Raw genomic sequence first — 17,441 nt, forward strand, 5'->3', positions numbered from 1 at the left:
AAGAACAGGAAATGGGCTTCAGGGAAAAAGTAGTAAGCGGGATTTTATGGTCTTTTGGTCAGCAGTTCGGAGCGAAGATCGTCAGCCTGTTGATCAGTATCGTTCTGGCGCGCATATTGGCCCCCGCCGAGTTTGGTCAGCTGGCGATGATATATGTCTTCATTTCCATTGGTAGTTCTTTGATGGATAGCGGTCTCACATCGTCTTTGATCAGGACAAATGATGCGGATCAGAAAGATTATTCAACCGTGTTTTTCTTTAATCTGGCGGGTAGTTTAGTGGTATACGCGATCTTGTTTGTTGCGGCCCCCTGGCTGGCTATATTCTACAAAGAGCCGGCACTGACAAATATCATCCGGGTGATCGGTGTGACGTTTATTATCAACGCCTTCTTTGGAGTGCAGAACGCCAGGTTTATTAAGGAGATGAATTTCAAAGTGCCGACAATGATCCAGATTCCGTCGGTACTGGGCGGAGGGATTCTGGGAATAGTACTTGCGAAGTCGGGTTATGGCGTGTGGAGCCTGGTTTGGATGAGCATTTGCAGTTCAACACTTCTGGCCGTTATGAACTGGATCTTCTCGGGTTGGCGTCCCTCGTTCGCTTTTGACAGAGAGCGGTTTAAAAAGCATTTCCACTTCGGCTATAAGATGACTCTATCGGGGCTGCTGGACACATTTTATCAAAATATCTATGTGATAATCATTGGTAAGTATTATTCAGCGACTCAGTTGGGCTACTATTCCAGGGCAGATTCAATGAGTCAGTTCCCGATAAACAACATATCAGTCGCGATGAGCAAGGTAACTTATCCGATGTTTGCCTCCATCTCAGATGATAACATCAAATTGAAAGTGATTTATCAGCGTGTTTTGAAACAGGTAGTCTTCTGGAACGCGCCTATACTGATCTTCCTGTGTATTATAGCCGATCCTTTGTTTCGGATGTTGCTCACAGAAAAGTGGCTGCCCGCAGTTCCTTATTTCCGGATACTGTGTATAGCAGGAATCATGTACCCGCTACATTCATATAACCTGAACATATTAAAGGTAAAAGGCAGAAGTGACCTGTTCCTCAAACTGGAAGTTATAAAGAAGCTCACGTGTGTGGTGGGGATCATGAGCGTAATTCCTTTCGGAATCTATGGCTTGCTTTATTTTCAGCTTGGATATAGCTTTTTCGGCTACTACGTGAATACTATTTATAGCGGGAAAATCATCGACTATTCGATCGTTGAGCAAATACAGGACTTGCTGCCCTCCGTTTGCTTATCGGTCATCGTTGGTGGTGTTTGCTATTTTATTGACAGTTTCCTGATCAGGCACTTCAATGTTACGGATCTGGAGCGAATTATTTTCACCGGGTTTTTCTATTCACTGTTCTATTTTATCAGCGCGAGTCTATTCAAGCTGACTGCAGTAAGCGACTTCAAACAACTAATCCTAAAAAGATGATACCAGTTACAAAACCCTACCTGCCTCAGGTAAAAGAGTACCATGACTACGTTAGCAGCATTTGGGAGCGGCAGTGGCTGACCAACAACGGTCCGTTAGTGAACGAATTGGAGATCAAACTAAAAAACTACCTTGATCTTCCTCATTTGTTGTATGTTTCAAATGGTACGATTGCCCTACAAATTGCGATCAGAGCGCTCGAACTAGAAGGAGAGATCATTACGACACCTTTTTCCTATGTGGCAACAACCAGTAGTATTGTCTGGGAGGGTTGTAAACCGGTGTTTGTGGATATAGAACCGGACACGTTCAACATAGATCCTTCAAAGATTGAAGATGCTATTACGCCGGAAACTTCGGCAATCCTTGCGACACATGTTTTTGGACGTCCCTGCGATATTGACGCCATTCAGGATATCGCGGAACGCTATAATTTGAAGGTGATTTATGACGCGGCGCACTGTTTTGGAGCTAAATACAAAAACAGGTCGGTCTTTGAATATGGAGATGTGAGTACTACGAGCTTTCATGCCACGAAACTTTTCCACACGATTGAAGGAGGAGCTGTTTTTACTCAAAACTCCGATCTATTGAAGAAAATGGCCTTTATGAGGAATTTCGGTCACAATGGAACGGAAGAGTTTGCAGAGCTAGGCATCAACGGTAAGAACAGTGAGTTTCATGCCGCTATGGGCCTGTGTAATATTAACCATATTGATGAGATCCTGGCCAAGAGAAAAGAGCTTTCCCTGCATTATAAGGAGATGCTTAGTAATTTGAACGTAAGCTTTCAGCAGATAGGTGATGAAGAGGGTTATAATTATGCGTATCTGCCGGTTCTGTTTGATTCAGAGGATCTCATGCTTGCATGTATGGAGGCTTTAAGTAATGAGAAAGTGTATTGCAGAAGATATTTTTATCCGTCGCTGGCTACTTTACCCTATGTTTCGAAAACCAGTTTACCGGTCTGCGAATCTATTGTAAAGCGCATTATTTGTTTGCCGCTTTATCATACTCTGACCTTTTCGGATTTGGATATGATCGCCAGGATTATGCTCAGGGTGCAACACTATGGCCTTCCTTCCACAGTTAGTCTCTCTCATGAAATAAAAGTTCTGGAAAAGGAAATCGAGACGATCCTTAGCACAACTAAAGTTGACGTATAACCATGGATCAACTGGATACAGAGGCATTGGTGAGCGTATGTTGTATCACGTATAACCAGGAGAAGTATATCGCTCAGGCGATGGAAGGATTTGTGATGCAGAAAACATCCTTCAAGTATGAGATCATTATAGGTGAGGACTGCTCAACGGACAGAACCCGGGAAATCGTGGAAGACTATGCAAGAAGACATCCGCAGCTAGTCATTCTAATTACTTCCCCCGAAAACGTTGGTCCGGTACATAACGTGGTCAGAATATTAAAGAAAGCAAGAGGGAAATACATAGCCTTCTGCGATGGTGATGATTACTGGACTGATCCGAACAAGCTTCAGAAGCAGGTTGACTTCCTTCAGAATAATTCGCAGTATGTCATGTGCGCCCACTATATGCGACAAATTGAGTTTGACGGGCAGATCTCTTATCTGGATCCAAAGCCGGTACGGCTGGAGTATAGCTATAACAAGCTGATCGTTAATAAACAGCAACAGACACCGACGGCGTCGATGTTGGTGGAGCGCAAGTATGTTGAAGAGCTATATAGTTCAGACTGGTACCCGATGTGTCATGCAGGAGACAAGTTTGTAAAGCTGTTTGCTACCTTCCGGTCCGGCAAAAAAATCTATGTGATACCCGAAGTAATGAGCTGTTACCGGCGTCACTCGGGAGGTATCTGGAGCATGACACATTCCAATGTGCTCAAAGAGCGGCAATTTAGTGACTTCAGTATCATCATCAGGAAGTTTAAACATAACTCTCTTCAGAAGATGATCTTGCTGAGGTTCTATATGAAACGGTACATGTCCTTCGAAATTAAAACATACAGTCTGAGCAGTGCGCTGCAAACGATCCGAACTATTCTTTAAATACAATACCATGGTTATTCCTTTTTCTCCGCCTTACATTGATCAGGAAACGATAGACGAGGTGACAGATACGCTCCGCTCTAACTGGATTACTTCAGGTCCAAAGGTGAAAGCTCTGGAAGAAGAGATTACGACGCTGACAGCTTCCCGGGCCGTAGTTTGTGTAAACTCATGGACATCAGGTGCAATCTTGATGCTGAAGTGGTTTGGTGTCAAAGAAGGAGACGAAGTTATCGTCCCCGCTTACACGTATTGTGCAACTGCACTCTGTGTTATGGAGTGTGGAGCGAGGCCTGTTATGGTAGACGTGGGTGAGGACATGACGATGGATTCTTTGCAGTTGAGGCAGGCTATCTCCTGCAGAACAAAGGCGATTATTCCGGTGGACTTTGCAGGATGGCCATGTGACTATGATGCAATCCTGAATATCATAAAGGATCCTGAGATCGTGAGAGATTTCATTCCCGAGACCTTGAATCAAGAGAAACTAGGCCGTATTCTATTGCTTTCAGATGCTGCGCACTCCATTGGGGCGATGTATAATGGGGAGCCGGCCGCCAAGAAGGCCGATGTTACGGTGCTGTCATTTCACGCGGTGAAAAATATTACCACTGCTGAGGGGGGCGGTATTTGTTTAAACCTGCCTGCGCCGTTTAATAATGATGAGGTTTATGCCTATCTCAAGATTTACTCCCTGAACGGACAGAATAAAGACTCGCTTGCAAAGTCTAAAAGCGCAAACTGGAAGTATGACGTTCTTTTCCACGGAAAGAAGGTGAATATGCCAGACATCTGCGCGGCTGTAGGTCTCTCTCAGATCAGAAAGTATAATTCAAATCTACTTCCTCGGAGGAAGGCCATAGCGCTTGAATATCTCGACGGGTTTAATCCGTATGCGTGGTTTGTCGCTCCTCCCTTAGATAATGGTTACAGAGAATCAAGCTATCACCTCTTTCCATTGCGGATAAAAGGTATCGCGGAGTGGGAGAGAGACGAGATCATCACTCGATTGAATGATTTGGGAGTTAGCGTAAATGTGCATTTTATTCCAATGCCCATGCTGACTTTGTTTTCAAACCTTGGTTACCGGATAGACGACTACCCGAATTCGTACAATCATTTTAAATGTGAGATCTCTTTGCCTATCTACCCGCAGCTGACTGACGTACAGACGGAGTATATTATAAAGTCTGTGGCGGAGCAGGTTGAACGATGTTTGGCCAATAGAATGAATCCTGTTCAGAGCGACAGTGTCAGCTTGAGCAGCATTTAGTTAAACCCAGCATCCCATGACCAAACGTATATTCGACGTTCTTTTCTCCTTTATCAGCATCCTTGCACTTTTGCCTCTGCTGATAGTTATCGCTCTTGTTGTGTCTTTTAGCTCAAAGGGGCCTTTACTATATATCCAGTCGCGGGTGGGCCGAGATAATAATGATTTCGGTTTATGGAAATTCAGGACCATGTATGTGAATGGACGGTCCGGAGGATTACTAACTCTTGGAGACCGCGATCCCAGAATCACTAAGGTGGGCTATTGGCTTCGAAAGTATAAGATAGACGAATTGCCGCAGTTATTCAACGTGCTGAAGGGAGACATGAGTGTGGTGGGGCCGCGACCTGAAGTCAGGAAGTACGTAGAAATGTATGATAGTACCCAGCAAAGGGTCTTAAGCGTGAAGCCGGGGATTACTGACTGGGCGTCAATTCAGTTTCGGGACGAGAGTGAGTTACTGGGTAGTGCAGAAGATCCGGAACACTTTTACATCACGGAGATTATACCCGTAAAGTTGCAGAGCAATCTTGAATATATCGATCATCATGACTTATTCGTAGATCTGCGGATTATTGTATTTACCATCAGAAAAGTATTGTTGGGCAGACATACGTCGAATTAGCAGCGATTTGTTATGGTTAGAAAGGTTTTGATGGCAATGTTCGTGTTGCTTTATCTTTACTCAGTGGCGTACGGGATATTTATGACAAGCCTGTTTAGGATTCCCGCACCGTTTATCTTTGGTATTCCCCTGTTGCTCTTTTTTAAAGAAGAGGTTCAGGGCTTTGCGTATAAGTCTGAAGTTCTTGTTCTTGTCACGGCTGTCCTCATATACTATGGGTTTGCTCAAAGCGATATTAAGAATGCGATAGCCAACAGCATAGTGATCACGTTTTGCGCCGCTTACTTTAATTACTTCGTGGGTTCTAACTACAGGAGGTACAGTATTTCGATCTTTATATTCTTCGGTCTGCTATTCTTTTCCTGCATGGTAATGGTGTTCAACCACTTCTTTTTGTATCCGGCTATACAGCTAAGGACGCTGCTTATGGGAGAACAGATACAGCAAACTCCTTCAGGGGTTTCGTTAACGATCTTTACGTTCGGCTATCAGCTGGCTGCTTTAGTATCATTTCTTCCGGTGTACACAGTTGTGTTTAAGAAAAGTTTGTTGCTGAAGGCAATTGCCTTATCGGCTTGTCTGGCATTTGTTTATTTGGGGATGAATCGCTCCGTGTTGGTCACTTTCGTTGTGTCGAACTTCTTGTTTCTGATGTGCTACTACAATTACAAAGCCATTCTGATTGTTGGAGTAGCGGCCCTTGCAGGCTTTTTCCTTTATTCTTATGTTATAACAAAAAGTGCTGAAAGCACAGATAATATCATCACCAAGAACGCTGGATCCGATACCAGATACAGCAGATCAGGTCTTGTCGCAGAAAACCTGAACATCTATGCTGATTATCCTTATGGATTGATCTTTTACGGAAAGAATTGGGACGATGTCATATATCGTAATCAGGTTTTTGGTTCGGGGATTACCTCACACAATGCTTACCTCATGTTTTTTACCTACTTGGGTCCGTTTATTGGCCTCGGTCTTCTATTTTTGATTTACCGCAAAATGGTCGGTCCATTGAAATATGCTATCCGTAACATCAGGTCGCCGGATCATGCTCTTCTTGTGTGCTTATTCTTTGCCTTTGTCGGCGTTTCGATGAATGCATTGTCTCATAACGGTTGGTTAGTGGGAGCAGATGGTCCGACTTTCTTTTTATACTTCAGCCTGCTTCACTTTAAACGACTGAACGTCCCGGATACAAGCAAAAAGCAAATGATCACCCACAAAGTTAAGCTCGAAACGTCTCCGGTATGAAAGACAGACTATTGTTACTGATGACGCCCAACATGAGCCTTCAAAAATGGCATGAGCTGGGTCAGCTATCGAGAGAATTGAACTATTATACTGCTTTGTGCAGGAGCTCCGGACTGAAGCTGCTCGTCTTTAGTTATGGCCGGGACGACGATGAATATCTGAAGGGACATGCCGATATGGAAGTATTGTGTATTCCCGGTTGGATTTCCAGGAAAATACCCTTCAAGCTTCAAAACCTGCTGTATCATATATGGGCATTGATGTTCTTTCGTGAACAATTTAGACGCGTTGTTCTTTCCAAGACTAATCAATATAGCGCGTCGGGCTTTGGCCTCATTTTAAAAGCCGTATTTGGTATACCACTGGTGGTCAGGATGGGCTATTACTATTCTCACTTTTTAGGGCTCGGTTTTGTAAAACGAATAAAAGAACGGATTGCTTTTCGTCTGTGTGACCTGATCATCGTGACGTCTAACGAAGCATCCGCCTTCATTAAAAAGAACTATGGCATCCGGCATGAAAAGATATTGAGTATGTATAATGCCATAGATCTTGACCTGTTCAAACCATCCGGCACGCAAAAGGAGTATGACTTCATATTTATCGGGCGGTTCGAAAAGCAAAAGAATATTGAGCTGCTCATCCAGGTGCTGTGTGGGCTGAATATGAAGTCTTTAATTATAGGAAGAGGATCATTATCACACGTGGTTCTTGAAGCAGTTCGTAGGACACCATCTATCGAATGGAAGGAGTCGGTAGACAATTCAGAGCTCCCCCTGTACTATAACAAAGCCAGAAGTGTGATTCTTTTGTCGGAATATGAGGGTAGTCCGAAGGTGCTCTTAGAAGGCATGGCCTGCGGCACACCTGGAATCGGGACCTCCGTTCCGGGTACGCGAGAGTGTATTGATCACGGTGTCAATGGCGTATTGGTAGGGAACGGCGAAGCTGATATCAGGAAGGATATCCTGAGCTGGTTTAACAATTTAAATGAGCTGGAAGAGATGGGTCGCAAGGCCTCCGACTGGGTACGTCTCCATTGCGACATGACAAAGAATATTAAAGGAGAGATTGAATTTTATGGCGCGCTTCCACTATTTCGGTCTTTTACAATGCAAATCAACCAAAAAGTTCCATCATGCTAGTTACCGTTTTAATGTCTGTCTACAACTCGGGACTATATGTCGAAAAGGCTATTCATTCCATTTTAGCCCAGACCTATACAGACTTCGAATTCATCATTATCGATGACGGGTCTACCGACAATTCAAAGCAGATATGCAGAGGCTTTATGAGTATAGACCCCCGAATTCTTTTCATTGAAAATGAAAAGAATTTGGGTTTGGCTGCCTCATTAAACAAGGGGATACTCCAGGCGAAGGGCAAGTATATAGCCAGGCAAGATGCCGACGATTTCTCTGCACCCGATAGACTGGAAAAGCAAGTCTTTTTTGCTTTAGAAAATGAACACATCGACCTGATCGGATCCAACTGCTATGTAGTGGATCTGTATGGCGAGATTGTCTGGAAAGACGATACTTTCTCGAAGAGAGACAGTTCTGAGAATGAAATTTTTGAGCAAAAAGCACTATTCCCGCATGGGAGTGCATTTTTGAAGAAAAGTAAATTGATTGAAGCAGGATTATACGATTCTCGCTTCTACTACGTGCAGGACGGCGAATTCTGGAAGAGACTGATCGCGAATGGTGCTCAGGTGGCTGTGCTGGATGATCCGCTTTACTACTATCGAGCTACGCCTGTCGCCTGTCCAAAGCGCGGGCAGGCAAAACGTCTCTACAATAATGTACTGAAATTAACCTATGTAGAACGAAAGTCAGCTGAGGTTATCGACAGGGAGCTCGATTCCATCCGTAATTACTTAGCGGAGGAAGTCAGTAAACCACAGGCGTATTATATGGCCAATTATTGGAAAAGCCTGGGAAATACCGCCTATATTAATAATCGGGGAACCAGGATCTGCTTCAACTATATCAAGAAAGCAATCAAGGAAACAAACCCTTTGACCAACTATATCCGGTATATGTTCCTCTTGATGGTGTATATGATACCTCCTGAACGCGTGCAATACCTGTTAAAATTTAAGCCGAAGACCTGAGATTTTCCAACGGATACTTTTATGAAGAAAAAGATATTTTTTGTGATTACTTCCCTTGGTGCCGGCGGGTCAGAGAAGGTTTTCTGGACTTTATCGCAAGGCTTTGACAAACTGTTCTACGACGTTACTGTGGTTCTTTTTGATTCCAGCGATAACTGTTTTTCCATGAACGTAGATGGTGTTCGCTTCCTTGACCTGAAGAGCCAGAGAGCATCGCGCTCTTTTTTCAAGCTCTGTAAACTGTTTAGGGAAGAAAAGCCTGACGCGGTGTTTTCGACGACTGATCATATCAACATACTTATATCGTTAGTATCGCGCTTTGTTCATGTCCCCGTATTAATTGCGAGGGCCTCTAATATTCCTGATCATATGCGCTTATTTTCCGATAGAAGAGACAAAGCGCTGAACATGCTTACAAAGAGCTCCTACAAACGATTTGATACCATAGTCTGCCAATCGGATGAAATGAAGCAATCACTATTAAGAGAGTTCAAGATTGATTCGCAAAAGCTGATAGTCATCCCGAATCCCGTCAATTATACATCTGTCATAAAACGGGAGCTGGTATCTGCAACTGAGAAGAAGCTGATCATTGTGGCACGACTCGCTAGAGAGAAGGGGTTCGACAGGCTGTTGGACATTATTGCAGGACTCCCTAAAGAGTATACATTAACGATTGTTGGAACCGGTGTATTGAAAGAGGAGATTGATCAGAAGGTGGAGTCTATGAATCTGAAAAGCCGGATTACTTTCTTGAGTCAGAGCACTCATATCACTCAAACAATTGCCAAGCATGACGTCTTCGTTCTGACATCATTTACAGAGGGATTTCCGAATGCCGTCTTGGATGCACTGTCAGTCGGTGTACCAGTAGTTAGCTTTCGTGTCGGTGGAATATCCAATCTCATAAGAGATGGTTTTAACGGTTATATTGTTGAGCAAGGAGATCTCAAAGGGTTCAAAAGTAAAGTAATTGTCGCTTGCGAAAATGAGTGGGATGCTGTGGCAATAAAAGAGCATGTATATCAGAGATGTGCCATCGACAAGGTCTCAGAACAATATCAATGCCTTGTTGGCTAGTTTCCTATCATCTTTTTGTACTTAATAATTTTAAAATTTTCGATATGTGTGGTATTTACGGATCGACTGTTCAGTATGGTGACGAGGTGATTGGCGCCAAGTTGAATACTATTAAATTCAGAGGACCCGATTACTCGGGAGTTCAGCGCTGTGAAGACGTGGTGTTAGGTCATAACCGTCTTGCGATCTTAGATCTAGACAATCGTTCGAATCAGCCATTTTCTTATCGGCATCTATGGATCGTGTTCAATGGAGAGATTTACAACTACCTTGATCTGAAAAAGGACCTGGAAGCTAAAGGATATGGGTTCCGTACCACCTCAGACACTGAGGTTATATGTGCATCTTATCTGGAGTACGGATCGGCCTGTGTCAATAAACTTAACGGGATGTTCGCTTTCGTGATCTACGATTCACGAAGCAGGACGCTGTTTGGGGCGAGAGACAGATTTGGAAAAAAGCCGTTTTACTATTTACACCGCGAAAAAGAATTTGAATTTGCCAGCCAACCCTCATCCATAGGTTTGTACCGCGATCTGACACTAAATCAAAGTGCTGTTCATGAATATCTGATCTGGGGCTATATTCCCGAGCCAGACTCCATTTGGGAAGAAGTGAAAAAAGTGCCTGCCGGGTACTACTTCGTTTTTCATTTGTCGAGCGGAAACCTGAAGCTTGAGAAATATTGGGATCTCGACTACTCAGCGGACGGCCGCTTTACAGGTAGCTACGAAGAAGCGAAATCTCATTTGGATGAACTAATCTCCGACGCTGTTAAAATCAGACTTCAGTCAGACGTTCCACTCGGAGTGTTCCTTTCAGGAGGGATTGATTCTTCTCTTGTAGCCGCTAAGGCATCGCAGCAGGCAGGGAGTATTAAAACCTTTTCCATTAAATTCAATGAGAAAGGTTTTGACGAGAGTATGTATGCTGCGATGGTAGCTGATCGTCTGGGTACAGAGCACCACACGATTGAATGCGACTATAGTCAGGGCATTGATCTGATCAGCAACTTTTCTTCTTACTATGATGAACCATTTGCGGATTCGAGTGCCATACCCTCTATGCTGCTGAGTAAATACACCCGCCAGCATGTAACAGTTGCCCTAAGTGGCGATGGTGGCGATGAAGGCTTTTTGGGTTATTCCAGATATAAATGGATGAAAAACGTCTCTTCCGTTTTTAAGATCCCTTTAGGTGCGCGTAAGACCTTAGCCTCATTACTGCATTATTCTCCGAAGTATACCCATAAGCTGATTGCGATGGGTATATCGATGAAAGACCTCGAGACACTTTACGTGAAAATGATCGGAGGAATGGAAAACTCCTGGCTGCTCAATCCTGATCAGGGATTAAAGACGCCGTTCATGAACGTATTAAAGTCAGACAATTCTTTCCTGGAAAACCTCTCGGATTTTGATATCAAGACCTATCTTAACGAAGATATAAATACGAAAGTGGATCGGGCATCTATGGCCTTTTCGCTGGAATCGCGGTCTCCATTGATGGACTATAGAGTGATTGAGTTTGGTCGGAGCTTGCCACTACATTTTAAATATGACCGCGGCAATCAGAAGAGGGTGCTTAAAGACATCCTTTATAATTACTTACCAGCTTCTATATTCGACAGGCCCAAGGCCGGCTTTACTATGCCTTTTAGGGATTGGTTCAGAGGCGAACTGAAAGAGTATGTACTGGACACACTCTCTGAAAATGAACTGAAAAACATCCCTGGGATCAATGTCAAAAGAACACTCGAAATCATTGATGAACACATGACTTCCCGTTGGAATCGTTATCCGCAGATTTGGAAGCTCCTGGTATTGAGTCAATGGTTGAAAAAATATAACACGCATGAAGTGGCTGAAGCTTCATTGATTAACATCTAGACTCTGTTATGCTATCCATTCAAATTGAATTAACGCCCTTCCTGAAGCGGCGGATCATCTGGTTTGGTTCTCAGCCCAGCATCTGGAATTGCTTTACTACGGTATATAAGCAGAGTGCGCAGTGCAAGCCTGCCGCAGGATATAAGAGAGAAGCCTTCTATACCAAGATCATAGACCTTACTCAGGATGAGAGTGTTATTCAGCGGGGATTTAAAAAGAATACACTATATGAAGTGAACAGAGCAATGAGAGATGGGATCATCACAACTGTTGAGAACAACCACAAGAATTTTCTGAGCTTTTATAATTTATTTGCGCCGACTAAGAACCTCCCGCCCATAAATAGCAGTAAAATTAGGTGCTATGGTGAGAATCTGATAGTTACCAAAGCTACATACGGGAATCTGGATGTTGTAATGCACTCCTATGTTGTCGATCCCACCCTTAAGCGGGTCAGGTTGCTTCATACTGCATCACTTTACCGGAATGAAGATAGTGTTGAGATGAAGGCGATTATCGGGCGCGCAAACAGGCTACTCCATTTTGCCGACATGTGCCACTTCAAACAGCTAGGCTTTACTCAATATGACCTCGGCGGATACGCCCTAAATACCGAAGACCAGGTTCTTGCAGGAATAAACCGCTTTAAAGAAGGCTTCGGCGGCACTCTGCGGGAGGAAAGCGACTTTCTACCTTACGCTCTGGTGCTGGTTTCCAGACTGCTGAAATAAAATCTAAGGATCTAAATCACGACACGATGAAAATAAAATCAATACTCCGTCTGAACAGGTACCGGATGATCGTGGTCTTTGAACGACTTCGGGGAATAGACTTCACTAAGCAGCTGGATAATGAGCAGACCCACGTCAGCAAGTCAGACGGCGTTTATTTTTCTTCTTCCGCGTATTTCCCTGAGTTGAGAAGAGTACTGGATGACCTTTGTATCACGCAGGAGGATTCAATTCTCGACTATGGATCAGGAAAGGGAGCCTTGCTTGTTCTGTTCAGAAAGTATGCTTTTAGAAAGATAGCAGGCGTAGAGTTATCAGAAAAGCTGCAGTCGATAGCTCAACGGAATTTCAAAAAGTTAAACATCAACAATCTACATCTTTTTCATTCTGATGCAAGAACGTTCACGGATATCGACGAATACAACCATTTCTACTTTTACAATCCCTTCCCCTGGGAGGTAATGGAAGTTGTTCTTCAGAATATCGTTGCATCCATACGAAAAGTACCGAGGGCAGTTAAGTTGATCTACTGTAACCCAAGCTGTCATGAACAGATTCTGAATGCCGGGGGTTTTCGCGAGTTAAGAAGGTATCCGGGGCAAGTGGCATGGAGTACAATAGTTATTTATCAGTCGAGCTTTTAAACCGCATAGATGATCAGCTATTTTTTTAAGAAAATATTTACCGCGGATAAGTGGAACATTGGCTTTGTCAATCAAACGAAGGAAAGCCTGATGGAGAACAAGAGATTAAACAGGGAAATTAAATGGATGAAAGAGGATACGGTTGAATATGCGGCAGACCCTTTTGTAAAAGAAGTAGGCGGAAAGCTCTATGTATTCTACGAAGAACTGAACTTTTGGAATGGTAAAGGAGAGCTGAAAGTGCTTGAAAATTTCGATTTTCAAACGAAGAGCAAGATCATCGGATTGGAACATCAGAATGTTCATGCATCCTACCCCTATGTTTTCAAAGGAAATAATGTTTTCTATTGCATCCCGGAGACATCAGCATCGTTGGAGGTTGAATTATATCAGCTTGATCCCTTAAATATAAAGGAGTTTAAAAAAGTCAGAACCCTACTCCGCGGCGAGCAGTATGTGGATACCTCGATGATCTTTTATAAAGAGAAATATTGGCTTTTTACCAGCATCTCTCAAAGAAGTAAAGAATTATATATCTATCACGCTAAATCCCTGGAAGACGAGTTTATACCTCATATTCTTAATCCTATAGTCGTAGATGATAACGCGAGCCGAAATGCCGGAGAGCTCTTTGTCGTGAACGACCAGCTTTACAGGCCCAGCCAGAATCCTTCTGATCGTTATGGTGGCTCCATTATTATCAGTAAGGTTGAAGCGATCTCCGAAAGCGAGTACAAGCAGGAGATCGAATTTGAAATATTCCCTGAATCACCATACGATAGGGGACTCCACAATATAAGTTTCACAGGAGACATAATTGTGTTTGATGGAAAAAGACGCCTTAGCTCTCCAATAATGCCGATAAAGAAATTGGTAAAAAAGTTAAGATCGAGAAGATGAGCAGATTGAAGGAATTTGATAATCAGCCTCCGCGCATGGTCTTCATCTCTATGACGAATGCAGTAGGCGGGGCTGAGAATGTTCTGCAGTTGCTGGCTGAGTCAGAGAGCAGTGCTATGATATTTCTCAAGCGGATGTTCTCCAACGTTTTGAAAGCCGGATCGGGAAAGAGAACGTATCTGACCGATGGGTCTTTACTGCTGGGATTTATTAAACTGGTGAAGGAAGTTCATGGATACTCAGACGGGTACATACTGTTTAGTAGCCATTCTTATTTGAACGCTTATCTGGGCTTTCTCAAACGAGTAGGGCTTATCAAAGTGCCTGTGATCGTCCGGGAGAGCTGTTGCCTGTTTTCAAGATATAGCGGACTAAAGAGACTAAGTTATAGTCTCGCATACCGCTTAGGATATCCTGCTGTTGATTTGGTGATATGTCAGACTGATTTGATGCGCGCCGAGTTGCTTCACCACAATAAGTTCCTTTCTGAAGATAAAGCCATTGTACTGAATAATCCCTTCAATCTGGAACAAGTACGATCCAAGGCACTCCATATGCCGGATGATCAGGATTCCGGGGGCAATTACATCTGTTCTGCAGGGCGTTTGATCCCGATCAAAGGCTTCGATCTTCTGATCAAAGCCTTTTCCGGGTTAGAAGACACAAACGAAGACTTGAAATTAGTGATCCTAGGTGATGGAAAGGAGAGGAATAAGCTTGAAAACCTGATAGAGGAGCTAAATCTGAAAGGGAGAGTTATCCTTAAAGGTCATGTCAGGAATCCGATTCCCTTTTTCAAAAATGCCAAAGTATGCGTCGTCTCCTCGATTCAGGAAGGCTTTCCGAATGTGCTGCTGGAGATGATGGCCGTAAACCCTTCCGTGGTGTCAACGCTCTGCGCCGGCGGAATAGAAAATATTCCAAATATCGGCAAGGTGCAGGTAAACAATGTTGAAGCGCTGACGCTGGCTATTCAGAACGCCCTCAAAGTTGAAAATGCAAGCTATCCTGAGATTTCAGCTGCCTATCTGAAGAACCGTACTCCCGATAACTTTATGAATTCTGTTTTGAGGGAAGTTTCCCTGCGGTATAAGAACCCTTGTACCCACAATGTTCAGGTATAGTTATAACCAATTTGAATTCAATAACATGAAAGTTTTAGTAACAGGTAGTGCCGGGTTCATCGGCTATCATCTGGTTACCCGTTTGTTGCAGCGCGGAGACCAGGTAATTGGCGTCGATAATCTTAATGATTATTACGATGTCAGTTTGAAGTATTGCCGTCTGCGGGAGTCGGGGATAGCTGAAGATCAAATCGAATATGGTAAGCCCGTCTTATCTGTTGATTTTCCCAATTATCAGTTCATCAAACTTGACCTCACTGATGCCGGGAGGCTAGATCAACTGTTTGCGGGCAATGGTTTTGATCTCGTTGTAAACTTAGCCGCTCAGGCTGGCGTCAGGTATAGTCTTGTTAACCCTGCAGCCTATATCGATTCTAATGTGACGGGCTTCCTGAACGTACTTGAAAGTTGCAGAAACAATGCTGTAACCCGCCTGGTGTATGCCAGCTCTTCCAGCGTTTATGGATTGAATAACAAGATCCCATTCAGCACTGCGGATAAAGCCGACAGACCTATTTCTGTGTACGCTGCATCTAAAAAGACCAACGAGCTTCTGGCCCATACCTACAGTCACCTGTTCGGGATACAAACAACGGGATTAAGATTCTTTACCGTGTACGGACCCTGGGGGCGGCCCGACATGGCGCTATACACCTTCACCAAGGCAATCAAAGACCGGCAGCCAATCTCGGTGTTCAATAATGGCGACATGCGGCGCGATTTTACCTTTATTGATGATATTATAGAAGGCCTGGTCAAAGTGATAGATGATGGAGATTGTCCCTCAGGCTCGTGTAATATCTATAACATCGGTCGCGGAGAGTCTGTCAACTTAATGGACTTCATTCATGAAATAGAGAAATGCCTCGGTACGGAGGCCATCAAGCACTATTATCCGATGCAGGACGGAGATGTCGCCGAAACCTGGGCAGATACCACAGAGATGGAGCGTAAACTGAACTATCGACCGAAAGTATCCATCGCTGAAGGTGTAGAGAAGTTCGTCAAGTGGTATGCCGACTTCTATTCTAATGAAGCTCCACTCAAGGATACAATGGAACATGTATCTGCAATATGACGATGATTCCAGATCAGGTTCAGCAACAGGGAATTGCCCGCGGCAAGTCCCTTAATCCACCCCATCAGCAAATCATGAAAAGGAAAATATTGATCATCGCTGATTCCTCCGGCTCATTGATAGACTTCAGAGGGAAGCTAATTGAGGCGCTAACGTTGAACAACGAGGTAAACATATTTACTCCCAAAATCCTGAAAGATCATATCCGGACAAAGTTGCTTGAATGGAAGGTCATCATTCATGAGAACTCATTAAACGGGAGCAATGTTTCGATTGCATCCGATATAAAGTATATCCTTGATCTGTATAAAACCATTAGAATCGTGAAACCCGATGTTGTGTTCCCCTACGCATTCAAGCCGGTTATCTATGGCGGCCTGGTTGCAGCAGCTTGCAGAGTAAAGCACATAACTCCTATGTTAACCGGTCTTGGAAACACATTTCAGGATAATAACGCCAAGCGAATAGTTAAGGCGCTAACTAAAAACCTCCTGAAGCTGACATTAACCTCCAGAAAGGGGCTGAAAATTATATTTCATAACGATGATGACCGGAAAACACTGATTCAAAACAAGATCATCAGTCAGAAAAGCCGAACATTTGTTGTCAGCGGATCTGGCGTAGATCTCGAACATTACAGTTACTCAAGTCCCCCTGATACAAAAACCCTGACGTTTCTTATGATTGCGCGTTTGATTAATGCGAAGGGTGTCAGAGAGTTTTACCAGGCAGCACTGATTTTGGGGGAGAAGTATCCAGCCGTCCGGTTCCAGCTGGCAGGCCCCTATGATGATAATGTGGATGCTATTGACCAAGATCTGTATGATAAAATAAGATCCGGCTCGGTGCTGAATTATCTCGGTGAAGTGGATGATATACGATCCTTGATTAGAGAATCATCCATTGTGGTGCTTCCTTCCTACAGAGAAGGTCTTCCGCGATGTATGTTGGAAGCAATGGCGATGGGAAGAGGTATCATTACCACAGACTCTGTTGGTTGTAAAGAAACCATCTCCACTTCCGAAAACTACCCTAACGGCTTTTTAGTGCCCGTTAAAGATGTTTGCGCGCTTGTCTCTAAAATGGAATACTTCATTAACAACAGGCCTGAAGTGCTGCGCTTTGGAGAAAACGGAAGACGCTACGCCGTCGAAAGATTCGATGTTCATAAAGTGAATCGCGACATGCTCCGCATTCTCGAAGCCTCTGACAGTAACTAAGCACCCGAAAATAACTAACCTATT

General features: G+C 43.7%; 16 protein-coding genes. All 16 read left to right on the forward strand.

All coding sequences use genetic code 11. The annotated features are described in order from the left end of the window. The first annotated feature begins 11 nt into the window (after positions 1 to 11). From ACO1NU_RS15190 to ACO1NU_RS15265, 16 genes are read left to right on the forward strand one after another with little or no spacing between them, the layout of a single operon-like run. Positions 12 to 1,454 (forward strand): lipopolysaccharide biosynthesis protein, encoded by a 1,443-nt coding sequence (locus tag ACO1NU_RS15190; RefSeq protein ID WP_448819341.1) that lies wholly within the window; start codon positions 12 to 14, stop codon positions 1,452 to 1,454. Next, complete coding sequence (locus tag ACO1NU_RS15195) at positions 1,451 to 2,620, forward strand: DegT/DnrJ/EryC1/StrS family aminotransferase (RefSeq protein WP_448819342.1); 1,170 nt, start codon at positions 1,451 to 1,453, stop codon at positions 2,618 to 2,620. The genes ACO1NU_RS15190 and ACO1NU_RS15195 overlap by 4 nt, the downstream gene beginning before the upstream one ends. 2 nt (positions 2,621 to 2,622) lie before the next feature. Further along, positions 2,623 to 3,483 (forward strand): glycosyltransferase family 2 protein, encoded by an 861-nt coding sequence (locus ACO1NU_RS15200; RefSeq protein ID WP_448819343.1) that lies wholly within the window; start codon positions 2,623 to 2,625, stop codon positions 3,481 to 3,483. Between the two features lie 10 nt (positions 3,484 to 3,493). Further along, entirely contained in the window at positions 3,494 to 4,756 is a 1,263-nt protein-coding gene (locus ACO1NU_RS15205) for a DegT/DnrJ/EryC1/StrS family aminotransferase (protein ID WP_448819344.1), read from the forward strand. Between the two features lie 16 nt (positions 4,757 to 4,772). Next, the gene (locus ACO1NU_RS15210) at positions 4,773 to 5,381 is read left to right on the forward strand and encodes a sugar transferase (RefSeq protein WP_448819345.1); all 609 of its coding nucleotides are present in this window, start codon (positions 4,773 to 4,775) and stop codon (positions 5,379 to 5,381) included. Between the two features lie 12 nt (positions 5,382 to 5,393). Then, complete coding sequence (locus ACO1NU_RS15215; RefSeq protein ID WP_448819346.1) at positions 5,394 to 6,635, forward strand: hypothetical protein; 1,242 nt, start codon at positions 5,394 to 5,396, stop codon at positions 6,633 to 6,635. After that, entirely contained in the window at positions 6,632 to 7,780 is a 1,149-nt protein-coding gene (locus ACO1NU_RS15220; RefSeq protein ID WP_448819347.1) for a glycosyltransferase family 4 protein, read from the forward strand. Before ACO1NU_RS15215 ends, ACO1NU_RS15220 begins: the two co-directional genes overlap by 4 nt. Then, entirely contained in the window at positions 7,774 to 8,751 is a 978-nt protein-coding gene (locus ACO1NU_RS15225) for a glycosyltransferase family 2 protein (protein ID WP_448819348.1), read from the forward strand. The genes ACO1NU_RS15220 and ACO1NU_RS15225 overlap by 7 nt, the downstream gene beginning before the upstream one ends. A gap of 21 nt (positions 8,752 to 8,772) precedes the next feature. Then, positions 8,773 to 9,831 carry a glycosyltransferase gene (locus tag ACO1NU_RS15230; protein ID WP_448819349.1) on the forward strand — a complete coding sequence of 353 codons (1,059 nt, stop codon included), beginning with the start codon at positions 8,773 to 8,775 and terminating at the stop codon, positions 9,829 to 9,831. Between the two features lie 44 nt (positions 9,832 to 9,875). After that, positions 9,876 to 11,720 (forward strand): asparagine synthase (glutamine-hydrolyzing), encoded by a 1,845-nt coding sequence (gene asnB, locus ACO1NU_RS15235; RefSeq protein WP_448819350.1) that lies wholly within the window; start codon positions 9,876 to 9,878, stop codon positions 11,718 to 11,720. Positions 11,721 to 11,728: 8 nt separating this feature from the next. Beyond that, on the forward strand, positions 11,729 to 12,451 hold the full coding sequence (locus ACO1NU_RS15240; RefSeq protein ID WP_448819351.1) for a hypothetical protein: 723 nt from the start codon (positions 11,729 to 11,731) through the stop codon (positions 12,449 to 12,451). 26 nt (positions 12,452 to 12,477) lie between these two features. Then, the gene (locus ACO1NU_RS15245; RefSeq protein WP_448819352.1) at positions 12,478 to 13,095 is read left to right on the forward strand and encodes a class I SAM-dependent methyltransferase; all 618 of its coding nucleotides are present in this window, start codon (positions 12,478 to 12,480) and stop codon (positions 13,093 to 13,095) included. Positions 13,096 to 13,104: 9 nt separating this feature from the next. After that, positions 13,105 to 13,995 carry a glucosamine inositolphosphorylceramide transferase family protein gene (locus ACO1NU_RS15250; protein WP_448819353.1) on the forward strand — a complete coding sequence of 297 codons (891 nt, stop codon included), beginning with the start codon at positions 13,105 to 13,107 and terminating at the stop codon, positions 13,993 to 13,995. After that, a complete protein-coding gene (locus tag ACO1NU_RS15255) occupies positions 13,992 to 15,119 on the forward strand; it encodes a glycosyltransferase (RefSeq protein ID WP_448819354.1) in 1,128 nt (375 codons plus the stop codon). Before ACO1NU_RS15250 ends, ACO1NU_RS15255 begins: the two co-directional genes overlap by 4 nt. Before the next feature lie 25 nt (positions 15,120 to 15,144). Continuing rightward, positions 15,145 to 16,197 (forward strand): NAD-dependent epimerase/dehydratase family protein, encoded by a 1,053-nt coding sequence (locus ACO1NU_RS15260; RefSeq protein ID WP_448819355.1) that lies wholly within the window; start codon positions 15,145 to 15,147, stop codon positions 16,195 to 16,197. Further along, a complete protein-coding gene (locus ACO1NU_RS15265) occupies positions 16,194 to 17,417 on the forward strand; it encodes a glycosyltransferase family 4 protein (protein ID WP_448819356.1) in 1,224 nt (407 codons plus the stop codon). The genes ACO1NU_RS15260 and ACO1NU_RS15265 overlap by 4 nt, the downstream gene beginning before the upstream one ends. Positions 17,418 to 17,441 lie beyond the last annotated feature (24 nt).

The organism is Arcticibacter sp., assembly GCF_053551015.1.

What these genes read in the sequence shown, in the direction of transcription:
- ACO1NU_RS15190 (WP_448819341.1), top strand. Translation starts at nt 12, where the DNA reads ATGGGCTTCAGGGAAAAAGTAGTAAGCGGGATTTTATGGTCTTTTGGT.
- ACO1NU_RS15195 (WP_448819342.1), top strand. Translation starts at nt 1,451, where the DNA reads ATGATACCAGTTACAAAACCCTACCTGCCTCAGGTAAAAGAGTACCAT.
- ACO1NU_RS15200 (WP_448819343.1), top strand. Translation starts at nt 2,623, where the DNA reads ATGGATCAACTGGATACAGAGGCATTGGTGAGCGTATGTTGTATCACG.
- ACO1NU_RS15205 (WP_448819344.1), top strand. Translation starts at nt 3,494, where the DNA reads ATGGTTATTCCTTTTTCTCCGCCTTACATTGATCAGGAAACGATAGAC.
- ACO1NU_RS15210 (WP_448819345.1), top strand. Translation starts at nt 4,773, where the DNA reads ATGACCAAACGTATATTCGACGTTCTTTTCTCCTTTATCAGCATCCTT.
- ACO1NU_RS15215 (WP_448819346.1), top strand. Translation starts at nt 5,394, where the DNA reads ATGGTTAGAAAGGTTTTGATGGCAATGTTCGTGTTGCTTTATCTTTAC.
- ACO1NU_RS15220 (WP_448819347.1), top strand. Translation starts at nt 6,632, where the DNA reads ATGAAAGACAGACTATTGTTACTGATGACGCCCAACATGAGCCTTCAA.
- ACO1NU_RS15225 (WP_448819348.1), top strand. Translation starts at nt 7,774, where the DNA reads ATGCTAGTTACCGTTTTAATGTCTGTCTACAACTCGGGACTATATGTC.
- ACO1NU_RS15230 (WP_448819349.1), top strand. Translation starts at nt 8,773, where the DNA reads ATGAAGAAAAAGATATTTTTTGTGATTACTTCCCTTGGTGCCGGCGGG.
- asnB (WP_448819350.1), top strand. Translation starts at nt 9,876, where the DNA reads ATGTGTGGTATTTACGGATCGACTGTTCAGTATGGTGACGAGGTGATT.
- ACO1NU_RS15240 (WP_448819351.1), top strand. Translation starts at nt 11,729, where the DNA reads ATGCTATCCATTCAAATTGAATTAACGCCCTTCCTGAAGCGGCGGATC.
- ACO1NU_RS15245 (WP_448819352.1), top strand. Translation starts at nt 12,478, where the DNA reads ATGAAAATAAAATCAATACTCCGTCTGAACAGGTACCGGATGATCGTG.
- ACO1NU_RS15250 (WP_448819353.1), top strand. Translation starts at nt 13,105, where the DNA reads ATGATCAGCTATTTTTTTAAGAAAATATTTACCGCGGATAAGTGGAAC.
- ACO1NU_RS15255 (WP_448819354.1), top strand. Translation starts at nt 13,992, where the DNA reads ATGAGCAGATTGAAGGAATTTGATAATCAGCCTCCGCGCATGGTCTTC.
- ACO1NU_RS15260 (WP_448819355.1), top strand. Translation starts at nt 15,145, where the DNA reads ATGAAAGTTTTAGTAACAGGTAGTGCCGGGTTCATCGGCTATCATCTG.
- ACO1NU_RS15265 (WP_448819356.1), top strand. Translation starts at nt 16,194, where the DNA reads ATGACGATGATTCCAGATCAGGTTCAGCAACAGGGAATTGCCCGCGGC.